At 63.6% G+C, this 16,678-nt stretch carries 16 protein-coding genes; 10 read left to right on the top strand and 6 right to left on the bottom strand.

Annotation, left to right across the window (positions count from 1 at the left end; translation table 11 throughout):
• Window positions 1–449: 449 nt before the first annotated feature.
• The 4 genes from D1Y85_RS15495 to D1Y85_RS15480 all read left to right on the top strand — a co-directional run bounded on the left by D1Y85_RS15495 (window position 450) and on the right by D1Y85_RS15480 (window position 4,647).
• The gene (locus D1Y85_RS15495) at window positions 450–1,562 is read left to right on the top strand and encodes a BamA/TamA family outer membrane protein (protein ID WP_124151945.1); all 1,113 of its coding nucleotides are present in this window, start codon (window positions 450–452) and stop codon (window positions 1,560–1,562) included.
• Window positions 1,563–1,883: 321 nt separating this feature from the next.
• Window positions 1,884–3,155, top strand: coding sequence for a DUF3300 domain-containing protein (locus tag D1Y85_RS15490; protein ID WP_124151944.1), 1,272 nt, complete (start codon window positions 1,884–1,886; stop codon window positions 3,153–3,155).
• Between the two features lie 10 nt (window positions 3,156–3,165).
• Window positions 3,166–4,107 carry a DUF2950 domain-containing protein gene (locus tag D1Y85_RS15485; RefSeq protein ID WP_185218994.1) on the top strand — a complete coding sequence of 314 codons (942 nt, stop codon included), beginning with the start codon at window positions 3,166–3,168 and terminating at the stop codon, window positions 4,105–4,107.
• A 72-nt stretch (window positions 4,108–4,179) separates the two neighbouring features.
• A complete protein-coding gene (locus D1Y85_RS15480) occupies window positions 4,180–4,647 on the top strand; it encodes an SgcJ/EcaC family oxidoreductase (RefSeq protein WP_124151943.1) in 468 nt (155 codons plus the stop codon).
• A 61-nt stretch (window positions 4,648–4,708) separates the two neighbouring features.
• Here the strand turns inward: D1Y85_RS15480 and D1Y85_RS15475 are convergent, their stop codons facing one another.
• On the bottom strand, window positions 4,709–5,545 hold the full coding sequence (locus tag D1Y85_RS15475) for an alpha/beta fold hydrolase (RefSeq protein ID WP_124151942.1): 837 nt from the start codon (window positions 5,543–5,545) through the stop codon (window positions 4,709–4,711).
• Window positions 5,546–5,961: 416 nt separating this feature from the next.
• On the opposite strand from D1Y85_RS15475, the gene ppnP reads away from it, so the two are divergent.
• Window positions 5,962–6,282 (top strand): pyrimidine/purine nucleoside phosphorylase, encoded by a 321-nt coding sequence (gene ppnP, locus D1Y85_RS15470; RefSeq protein ID WP_124151941.1) that lies wholly within the window; start codon window positions 5,962–5,964, stop codon window positions 6,280–6,282.
• Between the two features lie 84 nt (window positions 6,283–6,366).
• Window positions 6,367–6,975 carry a flavin reductase family protein gene (locus tag D1Y85_RS15465; protein ID WP_124151940.1) on the top strand — a complete coding sequence of 203 codons (609 nt, stop codon included), beginning with the start codon at window positions 6,367–6,369 and terminating at the stop codon, window positions 6,973–6,975.
• 18 nt (window positions 6,976–6,993) lie between these two features.
• On the opposite strand, the gene D1Y85_RS15460 is transcribed toward D1Y85_RS15465, so the two are convergent.
• The 3 genes from D1Y85_RS15460 to D1Y85_RS15450 form a co-directional block, all read right to left on the bottom strand.
• Window positions 6,994–8,142 carry an enoyl-CoA hydratase/isomerase family protein gene (locus D1Y85_RS15460; protein ID WP_124151939.1) on the bottom strand — a complete coding sequence of 383 codons (1,149 nt, stop codon included), beginning with the start codon at window positions 8,140–8,142 and terminating at the stop codon, window positions 6,994–6,996.
• Between the two features lie 152 nt (window positions 8,143–8,294).
• Window positions 8,295–9,998 carry an AMP-binding protein gene (locus tag D1Y85_RS15455; RefSeq protein WP_124151938.1) on the bottom strand — a complete coding sequence of 568 codons (1,704 nt, stop codon included), beginning with the start codon at window positions 9,996–9,998 and terminating at the stop codon, window positions 8,295–8,297.
• 102 nt (window positions 9,999–10,100) lie between these two features.
• A complete protein-coding gene (locus tag D1Y85_RS15450; RefSeq protein WP_124151937.1) occupies window positions 10,101–11,234 on the bottom strand; it encodes an acyl-CoA dehydrogenase in 1,134 nt (377 codons plus the stop codon).
• A gap of 273 nt (window positions 11,235–11,507) precedes the next feature.
• Here D1Y85_RS15450 and D1Y85_RS15445 point away from each other — a divergent pair, with 273 nt between their 5' ends.
• From D1Y85_RS15445 to D1Y85_RS15430, 4 genes are all read left to right on the top strand, one after another.
• Window positions 11,508–12,506, top strand: coding sequence for an AraC family transcriptional regulator (locus D1Y85_RS15445; RefSeq protein WP_124151936.1), 999 nt, complete (start codon window positions 11,508–11,510; stop codon window positions 12,504–12,506).
• Window positions 12,507–12,657: 151 nt separating this feature from the next.
• Window positions 12,658–12,936, top strand: a complete 279-nt coding sequence (locus D1Y85_RS15440; RefSeq protein ID WP_124151935.1) for a DUF4148 domain-containing protein — start codon at window positions 12,658–12,660, stop codon at window positions 12,934–12,936.
• 341 nt (window positions 12,937–13,277) lie between these two features.
• Complete coding sequence (locus D1Y85_RS15435; protein ID WP_124151934.1) at window positions 13,278–14,579, top strand: NCS2 family permease; 1,302 nt, start codon at window positions 13,278–13,280, stop codon at window positions 14,577–14,579.
• A gap of 309 nt (window positions 14,580–14,888) precedes the next feature.
• Window positions 14,889–15,422, top strand: coding sequence for a cytochrome b (locus D1Y85_RS15430; RefSeq protein ID WP_124151933.1), 534 nt, complete (start codon window positions 14,889–14,891; stop codon window positions 15,420–15,422).
• 82 nt (window positions 15,423–15,504) lie between these two features.
• Here the strand turns inward: D1Y85_RS15430 and D1Y85_RS15425 are convergent, their stop codons facing one another.
• Window positions 15,505–15,798, bottom strand: coding sequence for a DUF1488 family protein (locus tag D1Y85_RS15425; protein WP_124152002.1), 294 nt, complete (start codon window positions 15,796–15,798; stop codon window positions 15,505–15,507).
• A 295-nt stretch (window positions 15,799–16,093) separates the two neighbouring features.
• Window positions 16,094–16,306, bottom strand: a complete 213-nt coding sequence (locus D1Y85_RS15420) for a DUF2964 family protein (RefSeq protein WP_124151932.1) — start codon at window positions 16,304–16,306, stop codon at window positions 16,094–16,096.
• Between the last annotated feature and the right edge of the window lie 372 nt (window positions 16,307–16,678).

Below are 16,678 nucleotides of genomic sequence, written 5' to 3'. Positions count from 1 at the left end.
CACGGCTTCTTGCGGACCGAAAGCAGATCGGCTGACGCTACGCGCGATGGACGCCTTCGCTCGCCACGGATGACACATCGTGCTGCCTTCAAGTCATGGTACGGGAGAAGCCTGCGTGAGTGACGGCTATCCTGCCATCAAGCAGGCCGACGAGTCTTTTATACCAGGTCTCCGGATCGAAGGCGCGTCGCCGTTGCTGTCATCGATGGGTCGAGCAGAGCTTGATAGCGAAAGATGTTCCCTGCAAACACGGGGCCTTTGAACGAGAGCACATATTTGTGGATCTACGAATCAATACGCCCAATTGATTTCATGAAACGCCAGGTGCACGCGGCTCCATGAGCGGTATCCGGGATTCAGTTCTCAGACGACTAAACGTGCACCCGTTGATCGGAAAAGAGGACCCGGCGATGCGTTGTCATACCGCACTTGCGAGGCTGACTGCAGCGATGGTCGCGACGGCTGTTGCAGTCTGCATCGACGCGCGCGCCGACGAACGCCAGCCGCTCAGTTTCTTCGATCCGGAGGACGGCCAGCTCGACATGAGCGACTTCCTTCTCAAGCACAAGGGCGCCTTGCCGGTACCCATAGTGATTACCGAGCCGGCCGTCGGCTACGGCTTTGGGTTGGGCCTGCTCTTCTTTTCCGGGCCGATCGCTGAAGCCGCCGCGAATTCGTCCACCGGCGAGCCCAGCCGGATTCCCCCAAACGTCACGGCAGTGGGCGGCCTGTATACGCAGAACGGTACCTGGGCCGCGGCGGCCGCCCACTTCCACACCTGGGATGATGACCGCTACCGTTACCTCGGCGCGGTGGCAAAGGTCGACGCGAACCTCGACTACTTCGGTCTTTCCGGTCAACCACGCGCCTATACCCTGCAAGGGAATGCGCTGGTTCAGCAGTTTCTGGCGCGCCTCGGCAACAGCCGATGGTACGGGGGCGTGCGCTATGTCTACTTCGACACGACGTCCAGTTTCTCTGGCGGCAACATACCGGCCGATGTGCTCAACTTTCAGAAGAACGTGCGCATCGGCGCGGGGAGCCTCATTCTGGATTACGACTCGCGCGACAACATCTTCTATCCCGCCTCGGGCACCTTCGCCGAATTCGAAACGCAATTCGCAAGGACAGGCTTTGGCGGCACGAATAACTATGACGTCTATGCCGCTCGTGCCTTCAAGTGGATTCCCCTCACGCGCACGATCATTCTGGGGCTGCGTGTGGACACCCGGTTTTCGACAGGTGACATCCCGTTTTTCGCGCAGCCCTATGTCGATCTGCGCGGGGTGCAGAAGGGTCGCTACCAGGACCGCAATGCCATCTCGACTGAGACGGAACTGCGCTGGGACGTGACGCCGCGATGGTCGCTGCTCGGTTTCACAGGGCTCGGCAAAGCCTATGGCCGGCTGGAAAGCTTTTCTCAGGCACAGAACGTAGTGAGCGTCGGGACGGGGTTTCGTTATCTCATCGCGCGCAAGATCGGGGCGTCCATTGGCATCGACGTCGCTCATAGCAAAGACCAGAACGCGTTTTACATACAGTTTGGCAGTGCATGGCGTTAAGTCGTTTCGCGCCAGTGCGCCGACACGCATTTCGCGCTTGCGTCGGTGCGGCCGGTAACGAAGCGTAATCATTCGCGAACAACTTTGTTTTGTGCGGAAGTCGCACTACGATACAAAAGCAGAAGACGACCTGTCCGACGAATACCCCCGAATTCCAGGAACGACCAACACCGGGCGAAACCGATCACGAACCTGCGCCCGGCCGCACGATCCATAAGACCCCGCAACCAACGGGGGTGTCACTCAGTTTGATGTTATGCGGTTGCATGAGTGCAAAGAACGCAGCGTTGTCCGCGTCGACATCCGCCGTACGGAGGGGACATGAGCAACTGGAAAGAACGATGGGTGAGGGGCGCGCTTTTGTGGCTGATCCTGCTGGTAGCGGCTCCTGCCTTTGCGCAAGCCGGTACTGAAGGACCTTCGCCATACAAGCCGGAGGAGATAGAGGCGCTGGTTGCGCCGATCGCGCTCTATCCGGATTCGGTTCTCGCCCAGGTGTTGATGGCGGCCACGTATCCGCTCGAAATCGTCCATGCGGCGCGCTGGGTGAAAGCGCACCCGGATGTGAAGGGCGATGCCGCGGTGCAGGCGGTCCAGGATCAGTCGTGGGACGCCAGTGTGAAGTCGATGGTGGCATTCCCCCAGATTCTCGAGCCGATGTACGACAAGCTGGACTGGACACAGAAGCTCGGCGATGCGTTCCTCGCGCAGCAACAAGACGTGTTCGCCGCGGTGCAGCGATTGCGCTCGCGCGCGCAGGAGGCGGGGAACCTCAAGTCGAACGAGCAGCAGCAGGTGATCACTGAGCCGGCGGCCGCTGGCGGTACGTCCATCGTGCGCATCGAGCCGACGAATCCGCAAGTGATCTATGTGCCCGCCTACGATCCGGCAGTCGTATATGGCTCGTGGGGTTACCCGGCCTATCCGCCCTACTACTGGCCACCGTACCCGGCCTACTACCCCGGCTATTATCCCGGCGCGGCGCTCGCGACAGGGTTCGCCTGGGGCATCGGTCTTGCCGCCGCCGGTGCGATCTTCAGCGACTGCAATTCGTGCTGGGGCGGCGGCGACATCAACATCAACTCCGACCGGGCCCGGAACGTCGACCGTAACTTCGACAGTTCGAAACTCAAGAACGGAGAGAGAGGCGGCCGCTGGCAACACGATGCGGGCCATCGTCAAGGCGTCGCCTACCGCGATAACGCCACGCGCGACAAGTTCGCCGGTTCGTCGGGAGCCGACAGGCGGTCCCAGTATCGTGGGCGCGGCGCCGAAGGGGGTAACCGCGTGGCCACGGCGGACCGGGGCGGCGCGGGCAATCGTGCATCGGTGGCAGACCGATCCGCCGGCGGCGCAGGGAATCGCGGTTCCGCGGGCGGTGTGAATCGGGTCAATAACGGCAATCGCGCGAGCTACGGCGGCGGCGGATACAGCGGCGGGCGCGACGGCGCGTTTTCAGGCGTCGGAGGGGGCGGTGGCGCCTCGCAGCGCAACTTCGACCGGGGCAGCCGAAGCATGCAGGGTTCAGGCTTTAGCAGGCCCTCGGGCGGTGGCATGCGCGGTGGCGGTGGTGGACGTGGTGGCAGACGCTAGGGAGTGAACCATGAACGTTCATCCGCACGATATGAAAAAACTGTTAGCGCAGACGTTCGCAAACCTCGCGGCCACAGTTGCGCTGTCGGTTGCGCTGTCGCTCGCGACGGCGCCCCTCGCCCACGCACAGAAGAGCTTCAGCTCGCCCGAGGCTGCGATGAATGCCTTCGGTGACGCCGTCGTCAAGGATCGAGAGGACGCGTTGCGCACGATCTTCGGCAAGGATTTTCGCGAGCTGATCCCACCCTTCGGCGCGCCAGTGAGGGATACATTCATCGCCGAGTGGGCGAAGTCCCACGCCATCCAGCCTGGGGAAGCCGGGCACGCGCGCATCGTCGTAGGCGACGATGGCTGGACGTTCCCGGTTCCGCTCGTCCAGAACGACCAGGGATGGCATTTCGACACGCGGGCTGGCGCGGAAGACATTCGCGTGGAGCGCATCGGCCGCAACGAGCTGGCCGTCATCCAGACGATGCTGGCGATCTTCGATGCGCAGCGCGAATACGCGCAGACCAATCACGACGGCGTAGGCGTGCTCGCCTATGCCGCGAAGATGGTGAGCTCGCCTGGCAAGCACGACGGCCTTTACTGGCCAACCGGCCCCGACGACACGCCGAGTCCGCTCGGTGCTGCCTTCGTCGATGCGAGTTCGCGTAACGCGAAGAGCGCCGGCTACTACGGGTACCACTTCAAACTGCTGGAGTCCCAGGGGCCCAACGCGCCCGGTGGCGCCTATGACTACGTCGTGAAAGGCAAGTTGTTCGGGGGCTTCGCGGTCATCGCCTGGCCGGTGAAGTACGGTGAGACGGGAATCAAGACGTTCATGGTGAGCCATTCCGGTCAGGTTTATGAGCGCGACCTCGGGCCGGACAGTGCGGCGAAAGCGCAGGCCACGAAATCGTTCGACCCTGGCACAGGCTGGAGCAAGGTGCCCGATCGCGACAAGGAGTAACTCGCTTGCGCTTGCACCTGGCGCTTGCACTCGCACCTGCCACACATCGGTCCGTTACCAGCGAGGTGAAACATGAAGGTCCGCCTGTCGAGGTCGTTCGCGGTTGCTGCAGTGCTGGGTGTTGCCGTCCATGGGAGCGCATTCGCGAAGACCGAAGCCTGCCATCCCACATCGGAGAAGCAGATTTCCGCACTGTTCGATCGCTGGAACGATTCGCTGAAGACGGGCGACCCGGCGAAGGTCGCGGCGAACTATGCGCCGCGTTCGATCCTTATACCGACCGTCTCGAACAAGGTGCGTTTGACCGTCGAGGAGAAGGAAGACTATTTCAGACACTTCCTCGAAAACAAGCCCGTCGGCACGATCGACTTCCGTTTTGTCGTGATCGATTGCAACACGGCGATCGACGCAGGTCTATACACGTTCAAGTACGCGGACGGCACCGTGGTCAAGGCGCGCTATACGTTCACCTATGGGTGGAACGGGCATAAATGGCTAATTACAAGCCATCATTCGTCGAAGATGCCGGAAGGGGATTGAGCGTGAATTAACACCACCGACGCATAAAAAAACCCGCCGAAGCGGGCTCATGTCCTCGCCTTCAAGCCCGCACGAAGGAAAGCAGATCGGCATTGAGAATATCGGCATTGAGCGTCAGCATGCCGTGCGAAAAACCCGGATACGTCTTCAGCGTTCCGTTCTTCAACAATTTGACCGACTTCAGCGCCGCATCGGCGATCGGTACGATCTGATCGTCCTCCCCATGCAGCACGAGCGTGGGTACCGTAATCGACTGAAGATCTTCCGTCTGATCCGTTTCCGAGAACGCCTTGATGCCGTCGTAGTGCGCTTTCGCGCTGCCCATCATGCCCTGCCGCCACCAGTTCTGGACCACGCCGCGATGGACCGTCGCGCCGGGACGATTGAAGCCATAGAAAGGTCCGGCTGGAACATCGAGGAAGAACTGGGCCCGATTGTCGGCAAGCGCCTTCCGGAAACCGTCGAAGACTTCAATCGGGAGTCCTTCCGGATTCGCCTCGGTCTTGAGCATGAGCGGAGGCACGGCGCTCACCAGAACGGCCTTGGCGACGCGCCCAGCGGGCTGTCCATGTTTCGCCACATAACGCGCCACCTCGCCGCCGCCCGTCGAATGGCCGATATGCACTGCGTCATGCAGATCCAGTGCTTCGACAACGGCAAAGGCATCGGCAGCGTAGTGATCCATGTCGTGCCCATCCGAGACCTGCGATGAACGACCATGACCGCGTCGATCATGCGCGATGACGCGGTAGCCGTTCTGGACGAAAAAGAGCATCTGTGTATCCCAGTCGTCTGAAGATAACGGCCAACCGTGATGGAAGACGATGGGCTGTGCGTCCTTCGGACCCCAGTCCTTGTAAAAGATCTCGACATTATCCTTCGTCATAACGTACGGCATGGTCATGCTCCTTTGACGTTATTCGGGCGACAGCCGGTCATCATGATCCGGCGCCCGAGCGACAGAAGTCACCGCTTCGGCGAAAAATCGCAAAAAGCGAATGAAACAAAGCGATGGGAATAGCGACATGGCGACGGAACAGGACGTACCGTCCAGAACATCCTAGCAAGTTCAGCGAAATACCGGATCGAAACCATGCGCAAAGGATGCGGACGACGCCTTCATCGCAGCCCGGACCGGCGCGCGGAGCCCGGCAAACGGATTTAACCATGCGCTGCGGAAAAATCGCAGACAGCGCACACTGCCGGTATTATGTCGGGCTCGCGGCGAGCGACATCGCCGGGACACACTCGCCGCCCGACGCCGGATGCGCGGGCGCCCCCATTCCATTCACGACGACCCAGAGGAAGACCGCCATGATGGCAGCAACGCAATTCGACCAGGTTTCCGTTATCAAACGTGCCAACGTTTATTTCGACGGCAAGTGCGTCTCGCACACGGTGCTTTTCGCCGATGGCAGCCGCAAGACGCTCGGCGTGATCCTGCCTGGCACGCTCAACTTCGGCACCGATGCGCCCGAACTGATGGAAGTGCAGGCGGGCAAGTGCCGCATCCGTCTCGCCGGCAGCAGCGAGTGGCAAACGTACAGCGCGGGCGAAACGTTTTCCGTGCCGGGCAAGAGCCGCTTCGACATCGATGTGATCGAAACGCTCGACTACGTCTGCAGCTATCTGTGACCGTGTGACCGGCCGGGCGGCGGCGGCCGCCAAGGCAATGACATCCGCGCGCCGCGCGCTCGCATCAAACCCGAGGACCGCATCATGACCGCCGGACATTTCCGCGAAACCGTCGATCTCGCGCGTTGCACGCGCCTGCTCAATCACGGCCCCGTCACGATCATCACAAGCCAGCACGAAGGGCGCACGAACGTGATGGCCGCATCGTGGGCCATGCCGCTCGACTTCTCGCCCCCGAAGGTCGTCGTGGTGATCGACAACAACACGCTCACGCGCAGACTCATCGAAGCGAGCGGCGTGTTCGGCCTGCAGGTGCCGGGTGTGGCGTTCGCGCGAGAGACGCTCGCGGTGGGCACGAGCAACGGCCTCGAGCTCGACAAATTCGCGGCATTCCGGCTTCAGACCTTCCGCGCGCAGCAGATCGACGTGCCGATGCTTTCGGGTTGCACCGCGTGGATGGAATGCAAAGTGATCCCGGACGACAGCCAGCGCTACGACCTGATCCTCGCGGAGGTGGTGGCGGCGTATGCGGACCGCCGCGTGTATTCGGACAATCGCTGGCACTTCGACGATGCGCCCGGGCTGCGCACCTGCCACTACGTAGCGGGTGGCACGTTCTTCTCGACGGGCGAGCCGTTCGAGGTTCAGGCGACGCGGCCCACTGTGCCGGAGAGCAGTACGCCGCAGCCATGACGGCCGCGGCGTGTCTGATCACACGCCCAGATCCGCTAGCGGATGGGCGTCGCTGCGCCACGGTGAAGCGAGAAAATGCTGAACGCGCTCGGGCCGCATTTCGGGCAGCCTGGCCGGAACCCAGCGCGGCATGCGGTCTTTGTCCACGAGATGGGCGCGCACGCCCTCGCAGAAGTCCCCCTCTTCGATCGCGCGCGTCACGATGCCCAGCTCCATGCGGAAGCTCTCCGCGAGCGTCAGGTTGCGGCCGCGCAGGAGCGCCTCGCGTGTTACTTCGAGCATCGTCGGCGAGTAGTGCGTGAGCGCGTCGAGCGTCGCCTTGAGCCAGGCCTGCGTTTGCGCGGACGCAGCTTCATCGGCGAGACCCACCTGCAACGCGTGAACGATCTGTTCCACCGTCCTGCTGCGCTCGAAGTACTGCTTGATCAGCGACGCATGCGCTTCGAGCGTACCCGTCTGTGCAACGTGGCAAGGCGCTTCGAACACGCGGCGCAGCGCGCCGCTCACGTCGCCCGCCTGCATCGGCGTTTGAGCGAGCCGCGCTTCGAATCCGTCGAGCCATTCGCCTGACACGCAGGCGTCCGCGAGTCCACAGTAAAGCGCATCCGCGCCGGACAGCGTCACACCGGTCAGACCCACGTAGAGTTCCATTTCCACCGGCATCGCCGCGAGAAAGTGCGTCGCGCCCACATCAGGCAGCAGGCCGATTCGCGTCTCGGGCATCGCGATCTTCGTGCGTGAGGTGGCGACCCGCAGCGTCGCCGCCTGTCCGAGCCCCATGCCGCCGCCCATCGTCACGCCATCGAGCAGCGCGACAACGGGCTTGGAAAACGTATGCAGCGCGTAGTCGAGCCGGTATTCATCGACGAAAAACTGCTGCCAGCCCGTCACGCCCAGCTTTTCGCCACGCACGGCCTGCTGGTGGAGTGCGCGTACGTCACCGCCCGCGCAAAAGCCCTTGGGTCCTGCGCCGTTGAGAACGATTGCGACGATGTCGTCGTCGGCGCGCATGCGTTCGAGCGCCACGGCGAGATCCCGCACCATCGCGTGCGAAAGCGCATTGAGCGCGGCAGGCCGGTTCAGCGTCACGATCGCGACACCGTTGACGACGCGATACAGCACTTCGGCTTCCTCGGAGGTCTGCACGGAAGCGGGTGATGCACTCATTGATTAGTTCTCCGTTTCAATATTTTATCTTTGTGCGCGTTTTTCGAGGAACGCGTTGACGCCTTCGCGCCGGTCGCGACGACGTCCGCGGATGGCCACCGCGCCGTCATGCACGTATTCGAATTCAACCACGTTTAGCACGCCGGCCGGATTCAGCGCAGGTCGGGAAAATCCTCTTCCCAGTACTCGCCGGGCATGCGGGCGGCGTCAGCCGGGCGGTCCATTTCGCGGCGACGAAGTTCGACGCGGCGGATCTTACCGGAGATCGTCTTCGGCAGGTCGCTGAACTGCAGGCGGCGAATCCGCTTGTACGGCGCGAGCTTTTCACGCGAGAAGCGGAACACCTCGCGCGCAAGATCGGGGCCGGCTTCATAGCCGTTGCGTACGATCACGAAGGCCTTCGGCACACTGAGACGCAGCTCGTCGGGGCTCGGCACGACAGCGGCTTCGGCAATCGCCTCATGCTCGATCAGCACGCTCTCCAGTTCGAACGGACTCAGCCGGTAGTCCGACGACTTGAACACGTCGTCGGCGCGGCCCACGTAGACGTAGTAGCCGTCGTCGCGTCGCATGGCGACATCGGACGTGTGGTAGTAGCCGTTGCGCATTGCGTATTCGGTTGCCTTTGCGTTGTTCGCATAGCCCGTCATGAGCCCGAGCGGCCGTTGCGCGAGCGTGAGCGCGATCTCGCCTTCGGCGGCACTGTGGTCGTCGGGATCGACCAGCTCGACGCGATAGCCCGGGAGCGGTCTGCCCATCGATCCGGGCACGACGGGCTGCCCTGGCGAATTGCCGATCTGGCAGGTGGTTTCGGTTTGGCCGTAGCCATCGCGGATCGTGATATTCCACGCGTGGCGCACGCGTTCGATGACCTCGGGATTGAGCGGCTCGCCCGCACCGACGATCTCGCGCAGCTTCACCGGATACTCCGCCAGCGGTTCCTGCACGAGCATGCGCCACACCGTGGGCGGCGCGCAGAGCGTGGTCACGCCACACTTCACGAGCGCGGTGAGCGTGTCTTTCGGCACGAAGCGCGCGTAGTTGTAGACGAACACGCAGGCCTGCGCATTCCACGGCGCGAAGAGGCAGCTCCACGCGTGCTTGGCCCAGCCCGGCGAACTGATGTTCCAGTGCACGTCGCCCGGCATGAGGCCGATCCAGTACATCGTCGAAAGATGGCCGACCGGGTAGCTCTCGTGCGTGTGCTCGACGAGCTTCGGCTTCGACGTCGTGCCCGAGGTGAAGTAGAGCAGGAGCGGATCGCTCGCGCGTGTCGGGCCGTCAGGTTCGAACGCGGCGCTCGCCTCGGAGGCGCGCGAGAGGTCGATCCAGCCGTCGCGTTGCGCGCCGACCGCGATACGCGTCACGGGAATGTCGAGTGATTCGAACTTGCCCAATTCCGCAGCATCCACGACAACGTAACGCGCGCCGCCCGCCTCCACGCGCTCGCGCACGTCGTCGGGGGAAAGCTGCGTCGTGGCGGGCAGCACCACCGCGCCGAGCTTCATCGCCGCAAGCATCACGTCCCACAGTTCGACGCGGTTCGGCAGCATCAACAACAGACGGTCGCCGCGCACGACGCCCTGTTCGCGCAGGAAATTCGCCATGCGCGAAGAGCGCTCGGACATCTGCGCAAACGAAAGACGCGTGCCGCCGCCCGCTGGGTCGTCGACGATCCAGAGCGCCGGGTTGTCGTTGCCGCGCGCCATCACGTCGAAGTAGTCGAGCGCCCAGTTGAACGTGTCGAGCTTCGGCCACGCGAATTCGCTGTACGCGCGCGCGTAGTCGGTGCGGTGGCGCAGCAGCAGGTCGCGTGCGTCGAGAAAGGCCTGCGCGGAAGGGGTGAAGCCGGTCATCGTCGTCTCCTGTGTTTCGCGCCTTGTGCGATCCCACGTAGAACTGTCGGCGCGTGTTCCCTACTTGTTCATTATTCGAATACCTGGCAATCCTTTTTTATTTCAAAGCTGACGCGCAATCACCATGCGCTGCACCTCACTCGTGCCTTCATAGATCTGCGTGATACGCGCGTCCCGGTAGTGACGCTCCACCGGATAGTCGTTGAGGAAGCCATAGCCGCCGTGAATCTGGATTGCGTGCGAGCACACTTCCTCGGCCATTTCGGATGCGTAGAGCTTCGCCTGCGACGCCTCCGAAAGACACGGCTTGCCGAGCGTACGCAGCCGCGCCGCGTGGTGAATGAGAAGGCGCGCAGCGTTGATGCGCGTGTGCATGTCGGCCAGCATGTTCGCCACGCTCTGGTGCCGCACGATCGGCTCGCCGAATTGCACGCGCTCGTGTGCGTAGGCGCGCGCCTCATCGAACGCTGCACGCGCGATGCCGAGCGCCTGGGCCGCAATGCCGATGCGTCCGCCCTCGAGGTTCGACAGCGCGATCTTCAAGCCCTCCCCGCGCTGGCCGAGCAGGTTCGCTTCGGGGATCGCGCAATTGTCGAGCGTGATCGGACAGGTGTCGGAAGCGCGAATGCCCATCTTTTTCTCGGTCGGTCCGACGTTGAAGCCCGGCGTACCGGTCGGTACGATGAAAGCGGAAATGCCGCGTTTGCCCGCGCCGGGGTCCGTAACGGCGAACACGATCGCGATGTTGGCGCGCGAACCGTTCGTGACGAACTGCTTGCTGCCGTTGATCACCCACTGGCCATCACGCAATTCGGCGCGCGTGCGCAGGTTGTTGGCCTCGGAGCCGGCCTGCGGCTCGGTCAGGCAGAACGCGCCTATCATCTCGCCCGTTGCGAGCTTGCGCAGATAGCTGTCCTTCTGCGCCTCGGTGCCGTACTGCAGGATCGGCCCGCAGCCGACCGAGTTGTGAACGCTCACGAGCGTCGCGCACGACGCGCAACCGGCCGCAATCTCCTCCATCGCGAGTGCGTAAGCCACGTAGTCGGTGTACGAACCGCCCAGTTCCTGCGGCACGATCATGCCGAGAAAGCCCAGGTCGCCGAGCTGCGTCACGACCTCGTCGGGCAGCTTGCCGTCGCGGTCCCATTGGGCGGCGTTCGGCGCGAGGCGTTCGGTCGCGAAGTCGCGTGCGGCGTCGCGGATCATCCGTTGATCGTCGGTGTAGAACTCGTCCATCTGTGTCCCCTTCCTGTCTTTCGCGCGTAGCCCGCATGGTGCGTTGCAGCGAGGCGCGCGGTGCCCGCGATACCTTTCGTTGCCACTGTCACGCCCCGCGCTCGCGGTTGCAAGGCCTGCAAAAAGTGTAGGCATCCGGAGAGCGGCGTCCTATGTCCGCCACGATCAAAGTCGCTGATCGGATTTACCATATAGGTCCCGGCAACCCCTCTGGCGAGGCATCTCTTGCAACACGCAAAACCAGGCAGGCTGAGCGAAAAAGGCACCATCGCGATGAGTCTCGTCAACGAAACGCTCGCGCTGGCGCGAGCCCGGAAGCTCGACGCCACGCCGCTTCTGGAGGCCGCGGGCATCGCCCGCGCCACGCTCGCGACACCCGGCGCGCGCGTGAGCGCGGCCCAATATGGCGCGCTCTGGACGGTGATCGCACGCGCGCTCGACGACGAATTCTTCGGTCAGGACTCGCACGCGATGAAGAGCGGGAGCTTCGTCGCGATGACGCATGCGGCGCTGGGCGCACGCACGGGCCGCCGCGCGCTGCAGCGCGCGGTGGACTTCATGCGGCTCGTGCTCGACGACCTGGCCGCGCACATCGACATCGACGAGACGCGCGTCCGCATCACCTTCGCCCACCGCGACGGCACGCCCACGCCGACGATGTTCGCCTACGCGACGTGGTTCATCCTCGTCTACGGGCTCGTGTGCTGGCTGGTGGGGCGGCGCATTCCGCTCGCCACGGCACGGTTTCGCTGCGCGGCGCCCGCGGCGGTGGAAGAGTACCGGCTCATGTTCTGCGACGACATGGCGTTCGGCCAGGAAACGTCGTACGTCGATCTGTCGCCTGCGTTTCTAGACCTGCCGGTGATCCAGACGCCCGACTCGGCGCGCACATTCCTGCGCAATGCGCCGGGCAACTTCGTCGTGAAGTACCGCAATCCTGGTTCGTTCGCCGCGCGCGTACGCCGGACGCTGCGCGCGCTTCCAGTCGCAGCGTGGCCCGACGCCGACACGATCGCTCATCGCCTGAACGTCGCGCCCGCTACGCTGCGACGGCGACTCAAGCACGAGGGTCATAGCTGCCAGTCGATCAAGGACGAATTACGGCGCGACCTGGCGATCGCCGCGCTGCAGGATGGGCGCCGGTCAGTCGCGGACGTCGCGGCGGCAGTCGGTTTCGCCGAACCGAGCGCATTCCACCGGGCCTTCCGCAAGTGGACCGGGATGCGGCCCGCCGACTATCGGCTTGCCCGCCAGCGGGAAACCGCGCAATGACGCGGCCATGCGTGAAGCGCCGCGCGCGCTCACCCAAACGACGCCCCATCGGCAATAGCGGCCATCGTCTCCGGTTGCATCGGCGCGCCTTCAATTTATCGAGATAACACCTATACTTTTGCGGGTAATCCCTGGCATTAGAGGTATTGCCATGACCACGTCCTCTCGTATCGCACTCGCTTCACTTGTGGCGGCTTGCTCGGTCGCCTCGGCTTCGGCGCTGGCGCAAGACCTGACAAACAACCCGCAGGGTCCCCTCACACGCGCCCAGGTCCGCGCCGACCTGATCGACTGGCTTCAGGCCGGCTACGATCCGCTCAACTGGCTCGAATATCCAGAAAACGCACAGCGCGCGAGCGTCATCGTGGCGCAGCGGCGCGCGGAACGCGCTGCCGCAGGCGGGGCCATGCAGCCGATGCAATCGCAGTAATGCGCCAGCCCTGAACGTCGGGCCTGTCATCGCCGGCGCGGAGTTCCCGCTTCGCGCCAGCGCATCCTGCAATACTCGCCCGTTTCGGGCGCGCTAGTCTGCATGCAAGGCAGACGAGCGCCCCTATCGACACCCGCGAGCGGCACCGAGGCGGATTCCTCAGCCCGCCAGCGCTGCTGCGCCTGCACTACTGCCGCTGCCACATTCGGGCACGCCTCCACGCAAGCGTGTTTACAATCGCGCCGTTAACGACGCTGCGGACGCTGCGCGTTTGCGTTCTCTGCGACGCCGTCGATCCCCCCAACGTAGCATTTCGCTCGACACCCAAGGGCCCGATCCTCATGGACGCCATCCAACGCTATTTCGGCTTCGAAGAAGCAGGAACCAACCTGCGCACCGAAGTGCTCGCCGGTTTCACGACATTCCTCACGATGGCCTACATCATCTTCGTCAACCCGGCCATCCTCGCGGATGCCGGCATGCCGAAGGACGCGGTGTTCGTCGCCACCTGCCTCGTCGCCGCGCTCGCGTCGATCGTCATGGGTCTCTACGCGAACTACCCGATCGCGCTCGCGCCGGGCATGGGCCTGAACGCCTTTTTCGCGTACACCATCGTCAAAGGAATGGGCTTTACCTGGCAAGCGGCGCTCGGCGCCGTGTTCGTCTCGGGGATTCTGTTCTTCATCGTGACGCTGCTGCGCGTGCGCGAAGCGATCATCAACGGCATTCCGCATTCGATCCGCGTCTCGATCACGGCCGGCATCGGCCTTTTCCTCGCGATCATTTCACTCAAGAGCGCCGGCGTGATCACCGGCAACCCGGCCACGCTCGTCGCGCTCGGCAACCTGCACGATCCGCACACGATTCTCGCGATCATCGGGTTCTTCGCGATCGTCACGCTCGACGTCCTGCGCGTGCGCGGCGCGATCCTGATCGGCATCGTGGGCATCACGGTCCTCTCGTTCTTCTTTGGCGGCAACGAGTTTCACGGCGTCTTCGCCCGACCGCCTTCGCTCGCGCCGACCTTCATGCAGCTCGACATCCGCGCGGCGCTCTCGAAAGGCGTTCTGCACGTGATCCTTGTGTTTTTTCTCGTCGAACTGTTCGACGCCACCGGCACGCTGATGGGCGTGGCGAACCGCGCGGGCCTGCTCGTGCACGGCAAGATGCACCGCCTGAACCGTGCGCTGCTCTCGGACAGTGCCGCCATCCTCGCGGGTTCGGTGCTCGGCACGTCGTCGACCACGGCGTATATCGAAAGCGCTTCGGGCGTGCAGGCGGGCGGGCGCACCGGCGTCACGGCGCTGACCGTGGCCGTGCTGTTCCTCGCGTGCCTGTTCGTCGCGCCACTCGCGGGCGTCGTGCCCGGTTACGCGACCGCGCCCGCATTGCTCTATGTGTCGTGCCTGATGATGCGCGAGATCGCCGTCCTCGACTGGGACGACGCCACCGAAGCCGTGCCCGCCACGCTCACCGCGCTCGCAATGCCGTTCACGTTTTCGATCGCGAACGGCGTGGCGTTCGGCTTCATCTCATACGCCGGACTGAAGCTGCTGACCGGCCGCGCGCGCCAGGTGAAGCTGATCGTGTGGATCGTCGCGGCGGTGTTCCTGTTCCGCTATGCCTACCTGGGCGCCGAATAAGCGCTGAACGGGCGGCCTTGCGCCGCCCGTTGCCTCTCCGGCCTTTCCGGCCATATAGCGCCGGCCGCACCCTCCCCGCGACTTCGCGCCACATACCCCACGGCTCGTTGCATCACTTCCTGGGCGCAGCGCCCGTCACGCAGCGCCGCCCAAACACCCTCGCAACATGCCGCACAAGAGCGCTTGACGTGCATCAATACCGCGCCGCGTCAAAATCAGTCAACGTCCGAGCCCACGCAGTAGCTCACCGTCCTTATCATATGAGGTTGCTCGCAATACGTTACCGCGTTACCGATTACAGGAGTTCCCTTGGCCACCTACGCAGCCACCGCCGACCGCTATTCAAAGCCCGCGAAATTCTTTCACTGGCTCATTTTTCTGCTCGTTGCGCTCGCCTGGCTCTCGATCGAAGTGCGCGGGCCGAAAGGCACGGACAGCCGTGTGTTCTGGAGCAACGTGCACTTCTGGGCGGGCTCGCTCGTGCTCTCGCTCGCCACCTTGCGCCTCCTGTGGCGGCTGTGGCATGGCGCACCCGCCGAAATCGATTCGAAGCGCCTGTTCGCGTTCCTCTCGCGGTTGGTGCATCTCATGCTTTATTTGTTCATCTTCGTGCAGCCGCTGCTCGGCATTCTGATGATCAACGCGGCGGGCCACCCAGTGGCGCTCCAGGGCGTCGACCTGCAGATCACGCTAATCGGAGCCGATCCGATCGCGCGCGAGATCTTCAAGAACGCGCACGAACTGATTGGCAATGTCTTTTACTGGGTAGTTGGACTACACGCGCTGGCAGCGATCGCGCACCACTTCGTGCTGCGCGACAACACGCTGCGTCGCATGATCTGAGCGTGAAAATGCGAAGCCGGGCGCAAAGCCCGGCATTCGCGAACAACACAAGGAAATGCGCCCGGCACGCGGGCGCCTGCGCTCAGGAAGCGGCGCCGTGGGCCTGCGCGAAGCGGACATAGCCGCTGCGCAGCACAAGGCACTGGGCACGCGTATCGGACAGCAGCCGACGCGCGACGGCTTCGATCCGTTCGCGATGGCTGTCAAACGCATGGAGCATGTCCTCGGCACGTGGCGACGCCGCGCCGAAGTGATCTTCCAGCGCCTCAGCGGTGATCGTGCATTCCACCCTCTGCCCATCGACCATCGCCGGAAACGCCAGGGTCAATTCGCCCCCCGAATATTCGGGAACTACTTTCGGAAAAATGATCTGCATGGGGATGGCCTTCGGTTGAGGGTGACCGGGCCGCGCTACCGCTGCTCCTCCCCGGCGCACGCGCGGAATTCTCATCAGCCGCCGTCCGTTGATGCTCTGCATGACACGTTTGCGGCGATTGATTGGATTCACTTTAGACGACTTCTGACAGGCCGCAAGGTCGACGTCGCCACATGCGTGAAAACGAGCGTCCGGCACCATTTCCGTCATGCACCGGTTGCGTGCGCACAGACTGCCCCCGTCCGCGTGCACGGATGCTGCACTGCCGCGAAACGTGGGTAGCGGTGTACCCGCGTTACGTTTCGCGATGCCGATGCTGCTCGACATCGTGGGGATGCAGGGTCAGCATCACCACGAACGCAATGACACCTGCCCCGATCGTTGCCACGCCGTAGAGCACGACGTCGCTCAAGTCGAAGAACAGTCCGTGGATCACGACCGCCAGGCCAAACAGCGAGACGAACGTGGCGAGCGTCGCCACGAGAATCCTGAATTCGCTTTGCACCATGATGTACTCCGCAAAACGGAGCCGGCCTCGGCCCGTCAGCCGCCGCCGGGGCGCGAGACGCGCTGCGCCCTCGCTACCATCCTGGCACTGGCGCAAACGAACGCAAGCGGAATCTGCGGCGTGCCATCCGGTCTAAAGCTGGCCGCAGTTCCGCGATCGGAAAGCGACGCGCAAATCCGCGCAAATAAATACCGCGTCACGCTGCGGAGCAACGAGAAACATGCGAGCGATATACCGTCGCCGCCGTGCGCTCAGACCGCCCGGAACAACCGCAGACGGACGCGAGCTGATACCGTGCCCGCCTGCAAGACGGGGCGGCGCCGCTGCTTCAGCGTCGTGGCCGCAGCACGTGAACGCGGTCACGCACACGAC

It is taken from the genome of Paraburkholderia dinghuensis (assembly GCF_003837865.1).
In the GTDB taxonomy this organism is placed as follows: Bacteria; Pseudomonadota; Gammaproteobacteria; order Burkholderiales; family Burkholderiaceae; genus Paraburkholderia; species Paraburkholderia dinghuensis.
This window is presented reverse-complemented; position numbering and strand designations above follow the sequence as displayed.